This window comes from Pseudomonas tructae, from assembly GCF_004214895.1.
GTDB classification, from domain to species: Bacteria; Pseudomonadota; Gammaproteobacteria; order Pseudomonadales; family Pseudomonadaceae; genus Aquipseudomonas; species Aquipseudomonas tructae.
Genome location: NZ_CP035952.1, coordinates 4,180,685 through 4,202,268, shown reverse-complemented (window position 1 = coordinate 4,202,268; position 21,584 = coordinate 4,180,685). Strand labels below are relative to the sequence as shown.

Genomic DNA, 21,584 nt, shown 5'->3' with positions numbered 1-21,584 from the left:
AACAGCGAAGGCAAAACGACGAAGGGTCATTTTTCCCGGTTTTTCGCCTGAATTTTTCATTCTGCCCGGCAATCAAAGGCTTTCAGCCCACGGCAAAAGTCAGATTGGCGGGTGGCCCGGCGCTAACAAAAGCGCCACTCGAACGCTGTGGAAAGGCGTTCGATTAAACATGGGAAGGGCAATGCGCTTGCCTTTCCACTTTATTGCTCAAGGCTCTGGATACCCCATGTCGGACCGTTTCGAACTTTACCTCACCTGCCCTAAAGGCCTTGAAGGCCTGCTTGCCGAAGAAGCCCGCGGGCTCGGCCTTGAAGACGTGCGCGAGCACACTTCGGCGATTCGCGGCGCGGCCGACATGGAAACCGCCTATCGGCTGTGCCTGTGGTCGCGCCTTGGCAACCGCGTGCTGCTGGTGCTCAAGCGCTTCAACATGAAAAACGCCGACGACCTCTACGACGGCATCAATGAAGTCGAGTGGCAGGATCATCTGGAAGCCAGCGGTTCGCTGGCGGTGGAGTTCAGCGGCCATGGCTCGGGCATCGACAACACCCACTTCGGTGCCTTGAAGGTCAAGGATGCAATCGTCGACAAGCTGCGCACCAGCAGCGGCGAGCGCCCTTCGGTGGACAAGCTCAACCCGGACCTGCGTGTGCACCTGCGCCTGGAGCGCGGTGAGGCGATCCTGTCACTGGACCTGTCCGGCCACAGCCTGCATCAGCGCGGTTACCGCCTGCAGCAAGGCGCTGCGCCACTGAAGGAAAACCTTGCCGCCGCCGTGCTGATCCGTGCCGGCTGGCCGCGCATTGCTGCCGAAGGCGGCGCCCTGGCCGACCCGATGTGCGGCGTGGGTACCTTCCTGGTTGAAGCGGCGATGATCGCCGCCGATATCGCACCCAACCTGCGCCGCGAGCGCTGGGGTTTCAGCGCCTGGCTGGGCCATGTACCGGCGCTCTGGCGCAAGCTGCATGACGAGGCGCTGGCCCGTGCCGAGGCTGGCCTGGCTCGCCCGCCGTTGTGGATTCGTGGCTATGAAGCTGACCCGCGGTTGATCCAGCCGGGTCGCAACAACGTCGAACGTGCAGGCCTGAGCGATTGGGTGAAAATCTACCAGGGCGAAGTCGGCAGCTTTGAACCGCGCCCGGACCAGAACCAGAAAGGCCTGGTGATCTGCAACCCGCCCTATGGCGAGCGCCTGGGCGACGAAGCGAGCCTGTTGTACCTCTACCAGAACCTTGGCGAGCGCCTGCGCCAGGCCTGCCTGAACTGGGAGGCGGCGGTGTTCACCGGTGCCCCGGACCTGGGCAAGCGCATGGGTATCCGTAGCCACAAGCAGTACGCCTTCTGGAACGGCGCCTTGCCGTGCAAGTTGTTGCTGATCAAGGTTCAGCCGGATCAGTTCGTCACCGGCGAGCGCCGCCAACCGGAGCGCAACGGTGAAACCGCCGAGCCGCGTACGCCGGCGGCAGTGGCCAGTGAACCGGCACGCCTGAGCGAAGGCGGGCAGATGTTCGCCAACCGCCTGCAGAAAAACCTCAAGCAACTGGGCAAGTGGGCCAAGCGCGAAAACGTCAGTTGCTACCGCTTGTACGATGCCGACATGCCCGAGTACGCCCTGGCCATCGACCTGTACCAGGACTGGGTGCACGTGCAGGAATACGCCGCACCGCGCTCGATCGATCCGGAAAAGGCCCAGGCACGTCTGTTCGACGCCCTGGCGGCGATTCCCCAGGCCCTGGGCATTGACCAGAGCCGCGTCGTGGTCAAGCGTCGCGAGCGCCAGAGCGGCACCCGCCAGTACGAGCGCCAGAGTACCCAGGGCCAGTTCCTGGAAGTGCAGGAAGGCGGCGTCAAATTGCTGGTCAACCTCACCGATTATCTGGATACCGGACTGTTCCTCGACCACCGCCCGATGCGCATGCGCATCCAGCGCGAGGCCGCCGGCAAGCGTTTCCTCAACCTGTTCTGCTACACCGCCACCGCCAGTGTGCATGCGGCCAAGGGCGGTGCGCGCAGCACCACCAGCGTCGATTTGTCCAAGACCTACCTGGACTGGGCGCGGCGCAACTTGTCGCTCAATGGCTTCTCGGACAAGAACCGCCTGGAGCAAGGTGATGTTATGGCCTGGCTGCAAGCCTGCCGCGAGGAATATGAGCTGATCTTCATCGATCCGCCGACCTTCTCCAACTCCAAGCGCATGGAAGGGGTATTTGACGTACAGCGCGATCATGTCGAGTTGCTCGACCTGGCTGTGGCGCGCCTGGCGCCGGGTGGTGTGCTGTACTTCTCGAACAACTTCCGCAAGTTCCAGCTCGATGAGAACCTGGCTCAGCGTTATGCGGTGGAAGAGATCAGTGCCCAGACCCTGGATCCGGACTTTGCCCGTAACAGCAAGATTCACCGGGCCTGGAAAATTCAGGCGCGCTGATCGACCGATTGTCGCGGGCGATGATTGCTTCGTTAATGGCTAATGGCTATAACTCAATCAGAGCCCGCGATCTGCTGGATGCTGGCGTTTTGAGTGCTTTCTATGTCGATGCACGCCGCTCGTCCGAAGATGCTCGGCTTTGTCAGCGAGGAAGTGTCCGCCTGGCTGGTGGCTGGCGTTGCGTTTGTCGCCGGCGGTCTGTTGACTGCGCTGCTGGCGCTGGCGACCCATGACCTGTACCACCGGCAACTGCGGCAACGTTTCGAGCTGCTGGCCAGTGAACGTTACAGCCGCATCGAAGAACGCTTCGAGGATCAGGTGCAGCGCCTGGATGGCTTGCGCCGCTTTTTTGTGTTTTCCACCCAGGTCACTCTGGCCGAATTCAATGGCTACGCCCAACCCTTGCTCTACCGTACTCAGGCCTATGCCTGGGCGCCGCGGGTGGAGGGGGATGCGCGCGAGCGGTTCGAGCAAAGCGCTGCACAGACACTCGGCAAACCTTTTGCCATTCAGGAGCTGAACGACGCCGGCAGCTTGCAGGTTGCGGCCCGGCGCGGGTTGTATTATCCATTGTTCTACACCCAGGTTTTGGGCCAGCAGGCTCAACCACTGGGCCTTGACCTGCTGTCGCAACCCTTGCGCCAGGCCGCCCTAGAGCGTGCCCGGCAGCCTGGCAGCATGGCCGTTTCTGCGCCGTTGAACCTGGCCAGCGTTGACCCGGTCTTCGCTCGCGGCGTGATCATGGTTGCGCCCGTGTTTGCCCCAGGCAGTGCCGCCACGCCAGAGGGCTACGTGCTGGCGGTGATCAGCCTGCAACAACTGATGGCCGAAGGGCTGCCCAGCCCTGGCCGGGACAACCTGGTGGTGCGCATTACCGATCTGTCCGGGCAAGGTCAGCACGAGGTGCTGTTCCAGTCCGCCAACCAGGGTGCTGACACCGACCTGATTGCCAGCCATCTGTTGCGTCTGGCCGATCATGACTACCAGTTGGAGATCCGCCCCAGCCTGGCTTTCATGGAGGCCAATCGTTCTGCGGCGGTCAATGCCGTGGTGCTGCTCGGTGGATTGCTCAGCCTGTTGCTCAGCGCCTTGTTGTTCAGCCTGTTCGGTCAGCGCCAGCGCGCCCTGACACTGGTCGAGCAACGTACCGCTGAACTGCGTGTCAGCGAGCAGTCGTTGCGCGATACCCACAGCCAGTTGCGCAGTGTCCTCGATGCCGCCACACAGGTGGCGATCATCGCCACCAGCTTGCGCGGGGTGATCAGCACCTTCAACGCCGGTGCCGAACGGATGCTCGGCTATCACAGCGCTGAAGTCATCGGCCAGCTGACCCTGGAAGACCTGGTTTCACCGCAGGAGTTGCAGGCCCGGGCGCGGGCCTTGAGTCTGCGCTACGGTCGCGAAGTCAGCCCGGCCCAGGCGATGTTTGCCGAAACCGTTCAGGAAGGCCAGAGCGAGCCGGGCGAGTGGACCCTGTTGCGCAAGGATGGCAGCCACCTGCTGGCCAACATGCTGGTCACTGCTGTGCTCGACGAGCATGGGCTGTGGGTTGGCCACCTGGCCATCTGTATCGATGTCACCGAACGCAAGCGCGTGCATGAAGCCCTGGCCGCGCGTGATCGCTTGCTGGAGAAGCTCAGCGCCGAGGTGCCTGGTGGTATCTACCAGTTCTACCTCGATCCCGACGGCAGGTCCTGCTTCAGCTATGCCAGCGAAGGCCTGCGCGATATCTACGAGATTGACCCGCAGCGCCTGCGGGAGGATGCCACGGCGGTGTTCGAGCGTATTCACCCGGATGATCTGGCGCGGGTGCGCACCTCGATTCGCTATTCCGCCGATCACCTGACGCCCTGGCGCGAGGAGTACCGGGTCTTGTTGCCGGTGGCCGGGTTGCGCTGGATTCGTGGCGAAGCGACGCCGGAACCGGCCGAGCAGGGGGGTACCTTGTGGCATGGCTATCTTACGGATATTTCCGATCTGAAACGGGTCGAGGAGGAGCTGCGGGCGTTGTCGGTGACCGATGCGCTGACCGGTATCCACAATCGCCGTTATTTCCAGGAACGCCTGAAAGCAGAGCTGGAGCGGGCCCAGCGGGACAATCAGGACCTGGCCGTGATCATGATGGATATCGACCACTTCAAGCACATCAACGACCTGCATGGTCACGCCGTCGGCGACCATGTGTTGCGTAGCCTGTGCCAGCGTATCAATCACCGCCTGCGCCGTACCGATGTGTTCTGCCGCCTGGGTGGTGAGGAGTTCATGGTGCTGTGCCCAGGCAGCAGCAGTGAGCAGGCCTACACCCTGGCCATGGAACTATGGCAGGGCCTGCGCAGTGTTCCGGTTGACGGTGTCGGTATCGTCACGGCGAGCTTTGGTGTGGCCGGATGGCGCCCGGGGGAGGGCGCCGATGCCTTGCTGCTGCGTGCCGACTCGGGGGTTTACGCGGCCAAGCAGGCGGGCCGCGACCGGGTCGAGAGCGAGCTGCCCTGAGCCAGGCTCAGGGCTGAACGGCGGCGGTACTGTTGATCAGCTTGGGCTGGCGGTACAGGTCGAGCAGGACCTGATCGAGCACTGCCGAGGCACCCCAGGGTTTGGGGTCGTTGAGGATCGCCGCCACCGCCCAGGTGTTGCCGTTGCTGTCGCGGCTGAAGCCGGCAATGGCGCGCACGGTGTTCAGGGTGCCGGTCTTGATGTGTGCTTCGCCGGTCATGGCCGTGCGCTTGAGGCGCTTGCGCATGGTGCCGTCCATGCCCACCAGCGGCATCGAACTGATGAACTCGGCGGCGTACGGGCTGTTCCAGGCCGCTTGCAGCAAGGCGGCCATTTCCCGGGTACTGACCCGTTCGGCGCGGGACAGGCCCGAGCCGTTTTCCATGATCAGGTGCGGCGCGGTGATGCCTTTTTTCGCCAGCCACTGGCGGACCACGCGTTGCGCAGCACGGGCGTCGTCGCCGTCGGCGTCGGTACGGAACTGCGCACCCAGGCTCAGGAACAACTGCTGGGCCATGGTGTTGTTACTGTACTTGTTGATATCGCGGATGATCTCCACCAGGTCCGGTGAGAAGGCCCGGGCCAGCAGGCGCGCGCTCTTGGGCACGTTGTCGACCCGGTCGCGGCCCTGGATGCTGCCACCCAGCTCGTTCCAGATCGCCCGCACGGCACCGGCGGCGTAGGTCGGGTGGTCGAGCAGCGACAGGTAGGTCTGCGAGTTGCAGCCGTCACCCAGTTGGCCGCTGACCACGACGCTGACACCATCGGCCTGGACCACCGGGTTGTAGCGCACGTCACCGCTGCACTGCTTGGAATTGACCGCCTTGACCTGGTTGTCGATGCGGATGTTGGCAATCGGAGGCTCGACCGAGACCAGCACCTTGCCACCGTCGTTGCGGGCGACGAAACGCAGGGCCTTGAGGTTGATCAGCAGCGAATCGGGCTTGACCAGGAACGGTTTGTTCTCGTCGCCACCGTCATCGTTGAATTGCGGCAGTTGCGGCTGGATGAAGTGGCTGCGATCGAGGACCAGGTCGCCGCTGATGGTCTGTACACCGTTGGCGCGCAGGTCGCGCATCAGCAGCCAGAGCTTTTCCATGTTCAGCTTCGGGTCGCCGCCGCCCTTGAGGTACAGGTTGCCCTGCAGCACGCCATTGCGCAGCGGACCGTCGCTGTAGAATTCGGTTTTCCACTGGTGGGTGGGGCCGAGCATTTCCAGGGCGGCATAAGTGGTGACCAGCTTCATGGTCGAGGCCGGGTTGACCGAGACGTCGGCATTGAACACGGTCGGGGTGCCCGGGCCGTTGAGCGGCAGCATGACCAGTGACAGGGCGGAGTCTTGCAGCTTGTTGGTTTTCAGGGCCTGCTGCACTTTTGGCGAAAGCGTGGTGTTGACGGCGGCGGCATGGCTGGAAAGCGCCAGGGGCATCAGCAGGCCGGCAAGCAGCAGAGGGCGAAGAGATCTGATCATGTGCAATAAAACCCTGCGAGCGAGGGGTGAAAAAAACGGGGCGAAAAAAGGTGAAGGCCCCGACACGGAAATATATAGCGCGCATTATGCCCCAAGCCGACCGCCCATGGGCCTGTGAATACAGGATCAGACAACAGCTTATCGGCTTTTAGTCCGGCAATGGCGCGGCGAAACTGGTAAAGTGCCGCGCGTTAATACTCAAGAGGATTGTTTCATGGCCACTAACCGTTCCCGCCGTCTGCGCAAAAAACTCTGCGTGGATGAATTCCAGGAGCTGGGTTTTGAGCTGAACCTGGATTTCAAGGAAGACCTGTCCGACGAAGCCATTGATGCCTTCCTCGATGCATTCCTGGCTGACGCCATGGATGCCAATGGTCTGGACTACGTTGGCGGCGAAGACTTCGGTCTGGTCTGCAAGGCCGATCGTGGCTCGGTCACCGAAGAGCAGCGTGCTGCTGTTGAAGCCTGGCTCAAGGGCCGTAGCGAACTGACCAAAGTTGAAGTCAGCCCGCTGCTGGACGCCTGGTATCCGGAAAAACCGGTCAACCCGGCTTCCTGATCCAGCTGAAACGGCGGCCCCAGTGGCCGCCGTTTTCGTTTCTGCGCTTGAGTGCCTGTTCAGGCATTGCCATTGGAGCGCCGTTGCTGCGCAGATTGTTGCTGCAACTGCGCCTGCAATGCGCATTCAACTGTCTGCATGACGCTCAGCACTCGGCGCCGACGCCGTTCGAGCACCGTGGGTGCGCGCTTGTCCTTGCAGTCGGCCTCCAGGCGTTCACAGGCCTGGATCAGGTCGTCGGCCTGAATGATACGTGCTGGCCCCAGAATTCTGTGGGCCTGGTTCATCAGTTGCAGCGCGTCCTCCCCTGGGTCGATAGCTTCGAGCCTCGTCGCATCGCGCTGAAAACTGCGCCGCAGTTCCTCGAGCAATTGACGCAAGTCACTGGCATTGGTGCCCACCAATGGCTCAAGTCCCTGCAGGTCGAACGGTATGGGCCTGGGTGTTGTCTGGCGTATTGCCAGCAGCGGGGCTTTGGCCAGGCGCTGGCTCAGGGCATTGAGACTGATGGGTTTTAGCAGGCAATCATCCATTCCCACCTGACGGCAGCGTTCGCGCACTTCCGGCTGGGCGTTGGCGGTGTAGCCGAGGACGGTGCAGGGTAGCCACTGGTACGCCTGCTCGTGGTCCCGCACCGCCTGGGTAAACTGATAGCCATTCATCTGCGGCATGTTGCAGTCGACAATCACCACATCGAAGTGGCCTTGAAGCCATATGCTCAGGCCGCTGGGGCCGTTGTCGGCACTGGTATGTTCAAGCCCGAGGAAACTCAGTTGCTGGGCAATCAGCAGCAAATTGGCCGGGTGGTCATCGATCACCAGTATGTGCAGTGCTGGCAGAAGCGCCTCGGGAGCAGGCGGGGCGGGGGCGGATTTGGGCGTATCGGCCAGCAGCGTCAGGGGCATGCGGATGGACACCCGGGTGCCCTGGCCAAACACACTGTGCAGGCTCAGTGTGCCGCCCATGGCCTGGCACAGGTCACGGCTGATGGCCAGGCCCAGCCCGGTGCCGCTGCGGGCCAGGTTGCTCTCGGGGTTGGCTTGGGCGAAGGGCAGGAACAGGCGCTGCTGGTCCTGGGCGTGAATACCGATGCCGCTGTCCTGTACCGTGACCAGCAGGCTCGCTTGGTCGGCTGTGGGCCCAGGTTCCAGGGCCAGGTGAACGGTCACCTGGCCCTGCTCGGTGAACTTGATCCCGTTGCTGACCAGGTTTGACAGGATCTGCTTGAAGCGCAGGGGGTCGAGCAGCACTTCACAGCGTGCTTGCGCGGGGATCGCAAGGTTCAGGCGCAGGTCCTTCTGTCGGGCTACGCCATCGAACACACGACCGACCGACTCGACCAGCTCGGCCAGGTTGACAGGTTCCGGTGCCAGGGTCATGTGCCCGGACTCAATGCGCGCCATGTCGAGGATATCGCCGATCAAGGTCAGCAGTTCTTTCGCCGAGTTGTAGGCCACCTCGATCGCCGGCCGATCGATATGCCCTTGGTCCGCGCGTTTGAGGGTGAGCTCGAGCATGCCGATGATGGCGTTCATCGGCGTGCGAATCTCGTGGCTGATGGTTGCCAGGAAAACGCTCTTGGCGCGATTGGCATCATCGGCCCGTTGCTTGGCCAGGCGCAGGTCCTGGATCAGCTGGCGGCGCTCGCTGATGTCGATCCAGCCGCCGATGATGCCCTGGACTTCGCCGAGGGAGTCGCGGTAAGGCAGAATCCAGTGGTAGATGGTCAACTCGCGCTCCTTGAGCAGCAAAGGCCGGTCGACGATCAGCGGAGTCCCTTCGCGCATGACCTTCTGGTAGTCGGCCTGGATCTGGCTGGCATAGCAGCTGTCGCCCAGGGTGCTGTCGCGGATACTTTTGCCCAGTACCTCCCCTAGCTGCGCTTCTACTGCTTCCAGATAACTGACGTTGCAGCTTTTCAGCAAGCCGGCACGATCGCGAACGTACATTGGGTGGGGCGTGCCGTTGAGCAATGCGCTCATGAATTCGAGCTGGTCACTGAGGGCGCGCTCGGCGGCCTCGCGCTGCTTTATCTGGCGGCGCATCCAGGCATTCCAGGCCAGTGACAGCAACAGCAACAGGCTGGTACCCAGCACCACCTGAAGGATCAGGCGTTGGTATTTTTGCCAGTAAGCGTCGGTTTCGGTGCTGTAGCCACGCCAGCGGCTGTTGATGATGCCAAGTTCCTCCGGAGCGATGCTCAACAACGCCTTGTCGAGAATCGAACCCAGTTCCTGGGCGCCTCGTGCAGTCGCCATGGCGAAGGTGGCGGGTTCGGCACCCACCGATGAGCGAATCACCAGCTCGCGCTGGGAAGCCAGGCTGAAATTGGCATTGATCAATGCAGTAATGGCGGCATCGACATGGCCGCTGGCCAGCAGTGAGGTGGAGTAGAAAGTACTCTCGGTTTCGATTAACTGGATACCGGGGAAGCGTTGGCGCAAGTCATCGTACAAGGGGCTGTCGCGGGTCAGCGCCAGGCGCCGGCCGTTCATGTGCTCCAGCGAATCGGGCTGGTCGCTGCCCTTGCGTGTCAGCAACACATAAGAGTTTTCCAGGTATGGTCGGCTGATCGCCAGGGTTCCTGCGCGACGGGGGCTGGGTGATATCGCGGCGATGACATCGGCCTGGTCATGGTTGAGGCGGTCGATCATGTCGCTGATACCGCTGGCGCGCTGCACTTCAAAACGCAGCCCGGTGCGCAGGCGGATCAGTTCCAGCAGGTCGGCGGCAATCCCGCGAAAGTTTCCGGCGCTGTCGAAGAAGGTCAGTGGCGCGGCTGTTTCGTTTACAACCACTCGCACTACCGGGTGATCGCTCAGCCAGCGTTCTTCGCGTTGTGACAGTTGCAGCTTGCGGTCGGTCAGCAGCACGTCGCTGCCAGCGCTCCAGCGCTTGAAAATGCTTTCACGGGTACTGCTGGAGACCGATTCGAGGGTGGCGTTGATCAGCTCCAGCAGGAGCTGGTTGCTGCGTTGCACGGCAAAGCTGAAACCAACGGCTTCATGTTTGCCGAAATTGGCCATCTTGACGTTCTGCAGATGGCCCTGGTTGATCAGGTAGTGGGTGGAGATGGTGTCGCCGAGAAAGACATCGGCCTGGTCGAAGGCCACCGCATTGAGCGCGTTCTGGTACGAGGGGTAGGACTGGATGGTGGCGTCAGGGTAGTTGGCCAGCACCTCCTCCATCGGCAGGTAGTGGTAGACCATGCTCAGGCGCAGGCCGTTCAGGCCGGTATCCAGGGGCCGCGTCTCGTTTTCGCGGGTCACCAGCACCGGTTGGTCCACGGCGTAAGGTAATGACAGGGCGATGCCCGGGGTGACTGCTTCGAAGCCGTTGGTACTGCCAAGCAGGTCGATCTGGCCTTGGGCCAGTGCCTTGACTGCCTCCTGGCGGGTGGCGAAGCGTTGCACCCTGATCGGCAGGCCCAGGGCCGAGCCGATCAGGCCGGCGAAGTCGGCGGTCAGGCCTTCGTAGTCCCGGCCACTGGCGGTCATGTCGAAGGGTGGGTAATCCGGTGCCGAGGTGCCCAGGACCAACTCGCCCTTGCCTTTGATCCACTGGCGCTGGGCCGGGCTCAAAGACAGCTGCATGGCAATCGGGCCGGCGCGGCTGAACAAGGTGAAAGGCGTGGACGTGACCTCGCGCGCCTGCGGAGCCATGCTCAAGCCGGCCAGCAGGCCGCAGAGCAGTAGGGCGAGACTGCGCCTAAGCATGAATGGCCTCAAACCAGTGCATTGCGCTTGGCCATTTCAATCAGTTCGACCAATGAACTGGCCTGAAGCTTTTGCATCAGCCTTTTCTTATAGGTGCTGACGGTCTTGTTGCTGAGAAACATGCCTTGGGCTATTTCCTTGTTACTTCTACCTTGGGCAAATAGTTGCAGGACCATCAACTCACGGTCATTGACCTGTTTGAATAAATCCAGTTCTGCGGCTGAATCATCGTGTTTGCGCACCGGGTTGATCGCCTGGCTGGGGAAGTAGTTGTAACCGGAAAGAACCGCTTTTATGGCGCTGAGTAGTTCGCTCAGGTCTTCTTGCTTGCAGACATAGCCGGCCGCACCCGAATGCATGCAACGGATGGCGAAGAGTGCAGGTGATTGAGCGGTCAATATCAGGATTTTCAGCGGGATGCCCATGGCGTGAAAGCGCGAGAGAACTTCAAGGCCATCCAGCCGTGGGATGCTGATGTCAAGGATGATCAGGTCCGGCAGGCATTCGCGGACCATTTGCATGGCATCTACACCGTTGTCCGATTCGCCGACCACTCGATAGCCTTCATTCTCCAGAAGCATGCGCACCGCCAGGCGGATGACCGGATGATCGTCGACGATGAATACAGAGTACATGTTGAATTTCCATAAGGTACCAGAGGGAGTAAGGGCACCTTAACGCAGATAGAACAGGCCGGGCACGAACTAACGGGCGATTAGTTGATATATAGGAAAAGTCCTACTTGATTTGAAGTATAGGATTACAGTCGGATTTGTAGGGAAGTTAAAGTCAATGAGGTGTTGGTAAGGTTTTATTTCTAGGACGTGTTTCTGTTTATGCTTTGTTGTGATTTGTAAGTTGTTTCCTTCATGCAGCGGCCGCAAACGCACTGCCCTATTGGTGGCCAGTGCGCGGCGGGGCGTTTCAGGCCGGGCTGGAGCGCCCTGTCATCTCAAGGGCCATTTCGCTGGCGTAACTGTCGGTCATCCCGGCGATGAAATCGATCATGCGCAGGAACGAAGTGTGCAAGGAAGCGTCGGGGCTCGGTGCATTCTTGCCCAGCAAATCAAGAACTCTTCGACTCTTGAACGATGGCGTGCGCCCGCCATGTTGCTCCAGGGCTGCACCACAGAACGAGTTGAGGAGGATTTCCAGGGTGGTATAGGCACCAATCTCATGCAGGGTCTTGCGTTTGTCCTGGAAGATTTTTTTCCGGGCGATGTCCTTGGCCTGCAGTACGCAACGTTTGGCCGGCCCATGCATGTGCTCGACCAGATCGCCAGCCAGGGTGCCTGCGAGCAGTGCGTCCTGTTGTTCGACGAAGGCGCGTGCCGCGGCATTGGTCAGGTGTTCGATGGCCTTGCCGCGCAAGATGGCCAGTTTGCGTCGACGCGAATCATCAGGGCCAAGCTGGCGGTAGGTCTCCGGCAGGTCATCACCCACCAGGCTGAGCAGCAGCGACTCGACTTCGGCGTAGTCGAGCAGGTCCATCTCCAGGCCGTCTTCCAGGTCGATCAGGGCATAGCAGATGTCGTCGGCGGCCTCCATCAGGTACACCAGCGGGTGACGTGCCCAGCGCTGCTCTTCAAGTTGTGGCAGGCCCAGCTTGTGGGCGATCTGTTCGAGCAGCGGCAGTTCGCTCTGGTAGCAGCCGAACTTGTGTTTCTTGTAGCCCAGGGCGTCGGCATGGCGTGCCGTCCAGGGGTACTTCAGGTAGGTGCCGAGGGTTGCGTAGGTCAGCCGGGTGCCACCGTCGAACTGGTGATATTCAAGCTGGGTGAGGACACGAAAACCCTGGGCATTGCCTTCGAAGTTGAGAAAATCGCCGCGTTCGGCATCGCTCATCGCGTCGAGCCAGCCGCGCCCGGCCGCTTGCTGGAACCAGTGGCGGATGGCGTCTTCGCCGGAGTGGCCAAAGGGTGGATTGCCGATGTCGTGAGCCAGGCAGGCGGATTGTACGACCATGCCCAGGTCGCTGGGCTCGCACCATTGCGGCAGGTGGGCACGCAGGGTTTCGCCAACGCGCATGCCCAGCGAGCGGCCGACGCAGCTGACCTCCAGGGAGTGCGTCAAGCGGGTGTGGATATGGTCGTTGCTCGACACCGGATGCACTTGGGTCTTTCGCCCCAGGCGGCGGAAGGCGCCGGAAAAGATGATCCGGTCGTGGTCTTTGTGGAACGGGCTACGGCCGAGCTCTTCAGGGCTGTGCAGGGGTTTACCGAGGCGTTCGCGGGTGAGCAGGGTTTGCCAATCCAAGGCCATTTCTCCGGTGCGGGGGCAGGGGGCTAGCTTCGTGGTTTGGGGCGGGGGCTGCAAGTGTGTTCTTGCAACCAGATTCTGTGGGAGCGGCGGTGCGGCGGCCGACTTGCCCCGCGATGCGAGATGACTGGCAGAGTACTATCGCGGGGCAAGCCCACACACACACACACACACATGCAACAAGGCCAACTCAACGCTTGCTGTCAGCCCCTTGCATGGCCAGCTTCAACAAAGGAATCAAGCTGGTTCCCAGCCGCACCAGGCGGCTGACGCTGCCGCTGCGTGCACCTTTGCCGGTGAGGAAGCCCAGCAGCACCACGGCACCGATACCCCACAACGGTGCGTGCTTGATGCCCAGGCCGCCTTGCAGTGTGTCGCCCATGCTGCGCAAGCGGGTCAGGGGGTTGAGCAGTTGCCCGGACTCGTGGCGAATCTCCTGGCGATGCATTTCCAGGCGCAAGCGCACCAGGGCTTTGCGCAGTTCCCGGCGATCAGTGGTGCGCGGTAGTTCTGGCAGGCTCATGGCAACAGGCGCTCCCGGTCTTTGGCAAGTTCTTCGAGGGTTGAGCTGAATGGCGATGACTCATCGAACACCGCCGCCTTCAGGCGCAGGCCGCAGAACAGCGCCGCGATCGCGTAGAACACGCACAGGCCAATGATGCCGGCCAGGCGGTAGCTGTCCCAGAGCATGACCAGCACCAGGCCGGAGAGGGCGGTCAACAACAACAGGGCAAACACCAACGCCAGGCCTGCGAACAGCAGCAGGCTCAGGGTGCGGGCTTTTTGTTCCTGCAGCTCGATGCCGAACAGTTCGACGTGGCCGTGCAGCAGGCCCAGCACCGCTGCGCCAAGACGTTTGCTGGAGGGGCCGGCGCCGGCAAGTGGTTCACTTTCCATGCGCGCTCCTCAGCGGCGGGTGGCCAACAGGCCGATCAGGAAGCCGACCCCGGCGGCAATGCCGATCGACTGCCAGGGGTTGCTCTGTACGTAGTCCTCGGTGGCGGCCAGGGCCGCTTCGCCGCGTTCGCGTACCGAATCCTGGGTCAGTTGCAGGGTTTCCCGGGCGCGCAGCAGGCTGTCGTGGATCTGCTCGCGCAGCTCATCGGCTTGATCGCCAGCCAGGGTCGCGGTGTGTTCCAGCAGCTTTTCGGTATCACGTACCAGGGCCTGGAAGTCAGCCATCAATATGTCTTGAGCAGTCTTTGCCGATTTGCTGGCCATGGGGCTCTCCCTAACGGTGTGTATGGCTACTTCGAGTGGTGGGCGCGGACGAAGGTTCAAGTGCAATTTCGCTGGTACAGCTTTTGCTTCGCCATGGTGCGCCAGGCCCGGTGCCTGCGCCGATGGCGGGCGCAAGCAGATGCCGGGACCTGTAAACCTTAACCCAATCCACGACAAACCCAAGGAAAAACTCCCGTACCACCCGGATTGGCCAGGGAGGTGGCCGCAATAACGATCCAGGCTGGTGCATGAGGGAGTGTTTTTGAACTGTCTTGGTGCTTTTTTGCAGGCCTGCCTTTTCCATGGAAAATATGCAAAGCGCAGTGGACACTCTGGTCCACGGTTCCAATACGCTGTTCATTCTGCTCGGTGCGGTGATGGTCCTGGCCATGCATGCCGGTTTCGCCTTTCTCGAAGTGGGCACTGTGCGGCACAAGAACCAGGTCAATGCCCTGTCGAAGATACTCAGCGATTTTGCTGTCTCGACCCTGGCGTACTTCTTCATCGGCTACTGGATTTCCTACGGTGTCAGTTTTTTGCAACCGGCCCAGGTGCTGAGCCAGGAGCATGGCTACAGCCTGGTGAAATTCTTTTTTCTGCTGACCTTTGCTGCGGCGATTCCGGCGATCATCTCCGGCGGTATTGCCGAGCGGGCACGCTTTGCCCCGCAACTGTGCGCTACGGTGCTGATCGTGGCCTTCGTCTATCCGTTGTTCGAAGGCATTGTCTGGAACGGCAATTTTGGCCTGCAGGCCTGGCTGGCGGCGCGCTTTGGTGCAGGTTTTCATGACTTTGCCGGCTCCGTTGTGGTGCATGCCATGGGCGGCTGGCTGGCGCTGGCGGCAGTCTTGCTGCTGGGGCCGCGCCACGGCCGTTACCGCGACGGCAAGCTGGTGGCCTTTGCGCCGTCGAACATTCCGTTCCTGGCCCTGGGGTCGTGGATTCTGATTGTCGGCTGGTTCGGCTTTAACGTCATGAGTGCGCAAACCCTGCAAGGAGTCAGCGGCCTGGTGGCGGTCAACTCGCTGATGGCCATGGTCGGCGGTACCGTTGCCGCCTTGCTGGTCGGGCGCAATGACCCGGGCTTTCTGCACAACGGCCCGCTGGCCGGGCTGGTGGCGGTGTGCGCGGGATCGGATCTGATGCACCCGGTGGGTGCGTTGGTCACCGGGGCGATTGCCGGGGCTTTGTTTGTCTGGTGCTTTATCGCCGCGCAGAGCACCTGGAAGATCGACGATGTCCTGGGGGTATGGCCGCTGCATGGCTTGTGCGGGGTGTGGGGCGGGATCGCCTGTGGGATCTTCGGCCAGAGTGCCTTGGGCGGGCTGGGTGGGGTGAGCCTGATCAGCCAACTGATTGGCAGCCTGGCCGGAGTGCTGGTGGCCTTGCTCGGCGGGTTTGCCGTGTATGGCAGCATCAAGCTGCTGCACGGCTTGCGCCTGAGCCAGGAGCAGGAGTACTACGGCGCCGACCTGTCGATTCACAAGATCGGCGCCACCAGTCAGGACTGAAGGGCTCAGCGTCCGGCGAGCAAGCGCGCTTCGCAGTCTTGCAGGGCGCTCAGTGGGCCGCTGACCAGCACCGCATCGCCGGCATGCAGGCAGGTACCGGCGTCTAGGGTCAACTCCGTGCCCTGGCGTTGCACCGCCTGCAGTTCGACGCCCAGTTGCTCCAGGCCCAGTTCCTTCAGCGGGCGGCCGCAGGCGTAGGCTTCGGCGCCGAGGTTGACCGCGTGCATCATCGCCTTGGGCAGGCCTTCGCTGTCGACCGGGCTGGTCTGTGCGCCATGGTAGAAGGCGTGCAGCAGGCGGTAACGGCTCTTGCGCACTTCGTCGACGCGTTGCTGCACCTGCTCTTGCGGCAGGCCGAGCATGACCAGGGCGTGAGAGGCCAGCATCAGGCTCGACTCCAGCAGCTCAGGGACCACCGCGGTGGCGCCAGCGGCCCGCAGTTCGTCGCGCTGGCTGTCGTCGCGGGTGCGCACCAGGATCTGCACCTGGGCGTGGCGTTCGCGCGCCGCCTGCAAAACGCTCAGGGCGATGTCGGTCTTGTCCACGGCAATCACCAGCAGCCGCGCCCGCTCAAGGCCGATGGCGGTGAGGAGTTCACCCCGGCGCGAGTCACCGTAGTGCACGCAGCTTTCCCCGGCTGCGGCTTCCTGGACTCGTACCGGGTCGTCATCCAGGGCAATGAACGGAATGTTTTCCCGACGCAGGAAGCGTCCGATCGACTGCCCCACCCGGCCATAGCCGCAGATCAGCACGTGGCCATGCATCGAGGCGCTCTGTGCTTCGATCTCCTCCAGATGAACCTCCTGGTTGGGCTTGCGGTGCAGGCGTGAGGCAATGGTCGGGGCCGCACGCAGCAGCAAAGGGGTGACCAGCATCGAGCAGAACGTGGCGGCCAGCAGCAAATGCCCCAGTTCTTCTGGCAGCAGTTGGGTCTGTTGCATCTGTGCCATCAGGGCGAAACAGAATTCGCCGCCCTGGGCCAGGGCCAGGCCGCTGCGCCAGGCGGTTTCGGCGTCGCTGCCACGTATCCGTACCAGAGCGGCGACCACGCAGCCTTTGACCAGCAGCAGCGCCAGGGTCAGGCCAAGGATCTCCAGGCCGTGGCTGGCAAACAGCTGCAAGTCGATGAGCATGCCGATACTGACGAAGAACAGCCCCAGCAAGATGTCGCGGAATGGGCGGATATCGGCTTCGATCTGATGGCGGTAATTGCTTTCGCCCAGCAGCATGCCGGCAAGGAAGGCGCCCAGCGCCGGGGACAGACCCAGCAGGTGGGTCAGCCAGGCGGTCAACAAGACGATGACCAGTGCCAGCAGCACGAAAAGCTCCGCGGAATGCGAGCTGGCCACCTCATGGAACAGGCGTGGCAGCAACCAGCGGCTGGCCAGCAGCAGGCCGACGAACAGGATCACGGTCTTGCCCAGGGTCAGCGGCAGGGCCCAGTACCAGGCCTGGCCGCTTTGCCCGGCAAACACCGGTACCAGGGTCAGCAGCAGTACTGCCACCACATCCTGGAACAGCAACACGCCAATGGCATTCTGGCCGTGGCTGCTGAAGATCTCGCCAAGGCTGGTGAGCTCTTTGCTGACGATTGCCGTGGATGACAACGCCAGGCCCGCGCCAAGCAGCAGGGCAGCGTTGGCCGGCATGCCGAGCAAGGCCAGAAGCCCGGCGAGGAGCAGGCTTGTGCAGATGACCTGCAGGCTGCCCAGGCCGAACACCACCTTGCGCAGGGCGAGCATTTTCGACAGGGAAAACTCCAGGCCCAGGGAAAACAGCAGAAACACCACACCCATTTCCGCCAGGTCTGGCAGTTCCTCGCTTTCATTGACCCAGTCCAGGGCAGTCGGCCCTACGAACAGGCCAACACACAGGTAGCCCAGAACCGGTGGCAGTTTGAGTCGCCGGAAAAAGGCGATAACGACCAGCGATGAAGCGAGGATGATCAACAGGTTGGCAAACACAAGACACTCCCTTGCGAAAACAGCGAAAAAACCATTAAGTCTGAACGACTTGCGCCATTTGGCCGTTGATGTGCATCAGTACTTGAGTGCTGTTCGCAAGCTTCTGCGGTGCGCTCGACTGGCTCCGAATCCAGACCTAGAATAATGATCCGTTCCTACAGATGCTGGTACCCATAAATGCCTCCTGAATGCCAATTGTTCGGCACCCTGGGCTGTCACCTGTGTGAAGTGGCCGAGGCGCTGCTGATGCCGTTTGTTGAGCATGGCCTGCTGGTCGAGCTGGTTGATATCGCCGAGCACGAGGGGATGGTCGATACCTATGGCTTGCTCATCCCGGTGTTGCGTCGTTGCGATACAGCGGCCGAGCTGCGTTGGCCGTTCGATGCCGAGCAGGTCGTGACGTTCCTGGGCTGAGGGTTCGGCCTTGACGGATATCTTTCCCGTCGTGCGCAGCGCTCTGCCGATGTGGACAATTCTTGGCTTCTCTGAACTTGCCAAGGAGCCGCACCATGTACCTGACCGAACACTTCACTCTGGAGGAACTGACCGTATCGGAGACCGCAGCGCGACGAGGTATCGATAACCAGCCCGATCCTCGCGCCCTGGATAACCTGCGCCGTCTGTGTGCAACGCTCGAACAGGTGCGCGAGCTGGTCGGTGCGCCGGTGCTGATCAGCAGCGGTTTTCGCGCACTTGCACTGAACGAGGCAATTGGAGGCTCATCCGGCAGTGCGCATATCGAAGGGCTGGCAGCTGACTTCAACGTGCCCGGGCTGACGCCGGCAGCGCTGGCGCGGTGGGTGGCAGACAGCCACCTGCTGTTTGACCAACTGATTCTCGAATATGACCAGTGGGTGCACTTGAGCGTTGCTTCGGGTCAGCAGCGCCGTCAAGTGCTCACGGTGCGCAATGGATCTGGCATTCTCCCGGGTTTGGTCTGACAGCTGCAGGCTGATTGACGCAGGCGACATCTCTGAATATGCTGTATATAAATACAGTATAGGGAATGGCGCTTGCGTCGAGGGTCCGGATCAATGGTCAATGTCGAACAACTGAAATACTCCGTCAATCGCATGGCTGTCGAGGCCGTGAGTGAAGCGGTGCTCGAGTTGCGCCTTGACGGCCTGGTGCTCGAAGGCAAGACGCCGTTCAACAAAGTGCACTTCAATACCTGTTTTGCCGAGATCGAAGCCTTGTTCCAGCGCGCCGGTTACCATCGGGCGCTGGATGTAGTCGGGTACCAGGGGGTGTTGTACGCCCTCTATGATCCCGGCCGCTGGGAAGCGGTCGAGGTGCTGCGCTGGCTCAAGGAGTTCATCGAGGCGGCCGCCGCCGAAGCTGGCTGAGCGAGCGGGCATGGGCGATAATGGCCGGTCAATCTGTCTCGAGTGTTTCCATGGCCACGCCCCCCTTCGATCCTGCTCAGCATCAAGCCAGTACTGTTTGCCTGCCGCCCGGCAACTGGGCGACTGTGCTCGACTGCTTGAGCGAGCACTTCAAGGCCATTGGTCGTGAGCAGTGGCTCGACCGCATTGCCCGTGGGCGGGTGCTGGATGCCCAGGGCCTGCCGATCGGTGTTGAACTGGCGTATCGCCCAGGCCTGCGCATTCACTATTTTCGTGAAGTGCCGAACGAGAAGCCGATTCCGGTCGAAGAAACCATCCTGCACATCGATGAGCACCTGGTGGTGGCAGACAAGCCGCACTTCCTGCCGGTCACCCCGACCGGCGAGTATGTCGAGCAGACCTTGCTGCGCCGCCTGATTCGCCGTCTCGACAACCCCAACCTGGTGCCTTTGCACCGTATCGATCGGCACACCGCCGGGCTGGTGCTGTTTTCGGCCAACCCGCAGAGCCGCTCGGCCTACCAATCGCTGTTCCCCAACCGGCAGATCGACAAACGCTACCAGGCCATCGCCCGAGCCTTGCCGGAGCTTGAGTTTCCGCTGGTACACAAGAGCCGGCTGGCCAATGGCGAGCCGTTCTTTCGCATGCAGCAAGTGCCGGGGGCAAACAACAGCGAGACCCTGGCCCAGGTGCTGGAGAAAAACGGTGAGCTGTGGCGCTATGGGCTTTCACCGGTGACCGGCAAGACCCACCAGCTGCGCGTGCACATGACCGCCCTGGGGGCGAGTATCTGCAATGATCCGTTCTATCCGGACATCATTCAAGGGCCTGACGACTACAGCAAACCGTTGAAGCTGCTGGCCCAAAGCCTGCGTTTCAACGACCCACTCAATGGTGCAGAGCGCTACTTCGAAAGCCGGCTGATGCTCGACTGGTAAGGCGGGACAACCGCGCACCGCCAGGGGCGATGCGCGGTCGGGCTTAGCGGTTGAAGCGTTCTACCAGCGAGTACTGGCTGGTGGCAGTGCGGGTCAGCTCTTCGCTGAGCTGCGCCGAGTGCTGGGCCTGTTCCGAGCTCTGGTCAGCCAGTTCAGCGATGGTGCTGATGTTGCGGCTGATTTCATCGGCAACAGCCGTCTGCTCTTCGGTCGCGGCGGCAATCTGCGTAGCCATGTCGGTGATATTGGCCACGGCTTCGCTGATGCCCACCAGCGCCTGGTCCGCTTCCAGTACCCGTGCCACGCCTTCCTCGGCCTGGCGGTGGCCGGTTTCCATGGTTTGCACGGCACTGTTGGCGGTCTGTTGCAACTTGGCGATCAGGCCATGGATCTGCCCGGTGGACTCGGCGGTGCGCTGCGCCAGCTGGCGCACCTCGTCTGCCACCACGGCAAAGCCGCGGCCCATTTCACCGGCCCGGGCCGCTTCAATGGCGGCGTTGAGGGCCAACAGGTTGGTCTGGTCGGCAATGCCCTTGATCACATCGACCACACCGCCGATCTCGTCGCTGTCGCGGGCCAGTTGGGTCACGGTCAGCCCGGTTTCGCCCACGGCGGCCGACAGGCGCTGGATCGCCTCACGGGTCTCCCCGGCGATGTCGCGGCCGCGCCCGGTCAGGCGATTGGCTTCCTGGGTGGCATCGGCGGTGCGCTGCACATGGTTGGCCACTTCCTGGGTGGTGGCGGCCATCTGGTTGACGGCGGCGGCGACCTGCTCGGTCTCCACCCGCTGGCGTTCCAGGCCCGAGGAGCTGTTGTGGGCCAGAGTGTCGGACTGGCGCGCCTGCTCGTTGAGGTGCTCGGCGGTGTCCTGCAGGCGGGTCAGGCAGGTTTTCATCCGGGCATCCTGGCTGAGCATGGCCATTTCCAGGCGCGCCTGCACACCGCGGCTGTCAGTGTACATCTGTGCGATCAGCGGATCGGAGGTGGTCTGTTCGGCCAGGCGCAGCAGGCGCTTGAGGCCGCGCTGCTGCCAGCTCAGGCCGAGCAGGCCGAGCGGCACCGACAGGGCGGCGGCGAGGGCGAAGCCCCAGGAGTGGCCCAGCCAGTTGCCGATCAAAAAGCCGATCTGGCTGACCAGAATGAAGGGCAACCAGTCCTGCACGACCGGCAGCCACTTGTCGCGACGCGGGATCGCCGGTTTGCCCTGGTTGATGCGCTGGTACAGCGCTTCGGCGCGGCGGACCTGTTCGGCGGTCGGTTTGACCCGTACCGATTCAAAGCCCACCACCTGGTTGTTTTCGAACACCGGCGTGACATAGGCATTGACCCAGTAATGGTCGCCCGACTTGCAGCGGTTCTTGACGATGCCCATCCATGGCAAGCCTTGTTTGAGCGTCGACCACATGTGCGCAAATACCGCTGGCGGCACATCCGGGTGGCGGACCAGGTTATGCGGCGCGCGCATCAGCTCCTCGCGGGAGAAGCCGCTGATCTCGATGAAAGCGTCGTTGCAGTAAGTGATAACACCCTTGGCATCAGTGGTCGAAATCAACCGTTGCTGAGCTGGGAAAGTCCGTTCGCGTTGGGTAATCGGCTGGTTGTTACGCATTAGCTGTTCAATCCGCAAGGCTTTCCAGAGTTATCGGCATGCCGGGGCTTTTGTTGAATGAATATTTGCAGG

17 protein-coding genes are annotated in these 21,584 nt (G+C 62.0%); 8 read left to right on the top strand and 9 right to left on the bottom strand.

All coding sequences use genetic code 11. From position 1 onward, the window contains the following. The first annotated feature begins 226 nt into the window (after positions 1–226). Positions 227–2,425: a bifunctional 23S rRNA (guanine(2069)-N(7))-methyltransferase RlmK/23S rRNA (guanine(2445)-N(2))-methyltransferase RlmL gene (rlmKL, locus tag EXN22_RS19140; protein WP_130265546.1), complete on the top strand. Its 2,199-nt coding sequence runs from the start codon at positions 227–229 to the stop codon at positions 2,423–2,425. Between the two features lie 102 nt (positions 2,426–2,527). Beyond that, entirely contained in the window at positions 2,528–4,918 is a 2,391-nt protein-coding gene (locus EXN22_RS19135; RefSeq protein WP_130265545.1) for a sensor domain-containing diguanylate cyclase, read from the top strand. 7 nt (positions 4,919–4,925) lie between these two features. On the opposite strand, the gene dacB is transcribed toward EXN22_RS19135, so the two are convergent. Next, positions 4,926–6,389, bottom strand: a complete 1,464-nt coding sequence (dacB, locus tag EXN22_RS19130; RefSeq protein ID WP_130265544.1) for a D-alanyl-D-alanine carboxypeptidase/D-alanyl-D-alanine endopeptidase — start codon at positions 6,387–6,389, stop codon at positions 4,926–4,928. A gap of 214 nt (positions 6,390–6,603) precedes the next feature. Here dacB and EXN22_RS19125 point away from each other — a divergent pair, with 214 nt between their 5' ends. Further along, positions 6,604–6,948, top strand: coding sequence for a YggL family protein (locus tag EXN22_RS19125; RefSeq protein WP_130265543.1), 345 nt, complete (start codon positions 6,604–6,606; stop codon positions 6,946–6,948). Between the two features lie 59 nt (positions 6,949–7,007). Here EXN22_RS19125 and EXN22_RS19120 read toward each other — a convergent pair whose 3' ends face one another. From EXN22_RS19120 to EXN22_RS19095, 6 genes are all read right to left on the bottom strand, one after another. Beyond that, on the bottom strand, positions 7,008–10,664 hold the full coding sequence (locus EXN22_RS19120) for a transporter substrate-binding domain-containing protein (RefSeq protein WP_130265542.1): 3,657 nt from the start codon (positions 10,662–10,664) through the stop codon (positions 7,008–7,010). 8 nt (positions 10,665–10,672) lie between these two features. Beyond that, positions 10,673–11,299 (bottom strand): response regulator transcription factor, encoded by a 627-nt coding sequence (locus EXN22_RS19115; protein ID WP_130265541.1) that lies wholly within the window; start codon positions 11,297–11,299, stop codon positions 10,673–10,675. Positions 11,300–11,588: 289 nt separating this feature from the next. Continuing rightward, positions 11,589–12,920 (bottom strand): deoxyguanosinetriphosphate triphosphohydrolase, encoded by a 1,332-nt coding sequence (locus EXN22_RS19110; RefSeq protein WP_130265540.1) that lies wholly within the window; start codon positions 12,918–12,920, stop codon positions 11,589–11,591. Between the two features lie 193 nt (positions 12,921–13,113). Next, complete coding sequence (locus EXN22_RS19105; protein WP_130265539.1) at positions 13,114–13,446, bottom strand: hypothetical protein; 333 nt, start codon at positions 13,444–13,446, stop codon at positions 13,114–13,116. Beyond that, positions 13,443–13,820: a phage holin family protein gene (locus EXN22_RS19100; RefSeq protein ID WP_130265538.1), complete on the bottom strand. Its 378-nt coding sequence runs from the start codon at positions 13,818–13,820 to the stop codon at positions 13,443–13,445. Before EXN22_RS19100 ends, EXN22_RS19105 begins: the two co-directional genes overlap by 4 nt. 9 nt (positions 13,821–13,829) lie before the next feature. After that, positions 13,830–14,144, bottom strand: a complete 315-nt coding sequence (locus EXN22_RS19095) for a DUF883 family protein (protein WP_130265537.1) — start codon at positions 14,142–14,144, stop codon at positions 13,830–13,832. A 302-nt stretch (positions 14,145–14,446) separates the two neighbouring features. On the opposite strand from EXN22_RS19095, the gene EXN22_RS19090 reads away from it, so the two are divergent. After that, positions 14,447–15,655: an ammonium transporter gene (locus tag EXN22_RS19090; protein WP_130265536.1), complete on the top strand. Its 1,209-nt coding sequence runs from the start codon at positions 14,447–14,449 to the stop codon at positions 15,653–15,655. A gap of 5 nt (positions 15,656–15,660) precedes the next feature. Here EXN22_RS19090 and EXN22_RS19085 read toward each other — a convergent pair whose 3' ends face one another. Next, positions 15,661–17,619, bottom strand: coding sequence for a monovalent cation:proton antiporter family protein (locus EXN22_RS19085; protein WP_130265535.1), 1,959 nt, complete (start codon positions 17,617–17,619; stop codon positions 15,661–15,663). A 177-nt stretch (positions 17,620–17,796) separates the two neighbouring features. Here EXN22_RS19085 and EXN22_RS19080 point away from each other — a divergent pair, with 177 nt between their 5' ends. The 4 genes from EXN22_RS19080 (at position 17,797) to EXN22_RS19065 (ending at position 19,903) form a co-directional block, all read left to right on the top strand. Next, the gene (locus tag EXN22_RS19080; RefSeq protein ID WP_130265534.1) at positions 17,797–18,033 is read left to right on the top strand and encodes a glutaredoxin family protein; all 237 of its coding nucleotides are present in this window, start codon (positions 17,797–17,799) and stop codon (positions 18,031–18,033) included. A 95-nt stretch (positions 18,034–18,128) separates the two neighbouring features. Further along, positions 18,129–18,560: a D-Ala-D-Ala carboxypeptidase family metallohydrolase gene (locus EXN22_RS19075; protein ID WP_130265533.1), complete on the top strand. Its 432-nt coding sequence runs from the start codon at positions 18,129–18,131 to the stop codon at positions 18,558–18,560. 93 nt (positions 18,561–18,653) lie between these two features. Further along, positions 18,654–18,965 carry a transcriptional regulator gene (locus tag EXN22_RS19070; protein ID WP_130265532.1) on the top strand — a complete coding sequence of 104 codons (312 nt, stop codon included), beginning with the start codon at positions 18,654–18,656 and terminating at the stop codon, positions 18,963–18,965. A 50-nt stretch (positions 18,966–19,015) separates the two neighbouring features. Beyond that, on the top strand, positions 19,016–19,903 hold the full coding sequence (locus EXN22_RS19065) for a pseudouridine synthase (protein WP_130265531.1): 888 nt from the start codon (positions 19,016–19,018) through the stop codon (positions 19,901–19,903). A gap of 43 nt (positions 19,904–19,946) precedes the next feature. On the opposite strand, the gene EXN22_RS19060 is transcribed toward EXN22_RS19065, so the two are convergent. Continuing rightward, positions 19,947–21,512 (bottom strand): methyl-accepting chemotaxis protein, encoded by a 1,566-nt coding sequence (locus EXN22_RS19060; RefSeq protein ID WP_130265530.1) that lies wholly within the window; start codon positions 21,510–21,512, stop codon positions 19,947–19,949. Positions 21,513–21,584: the final 72 nt, after the last annotated feature.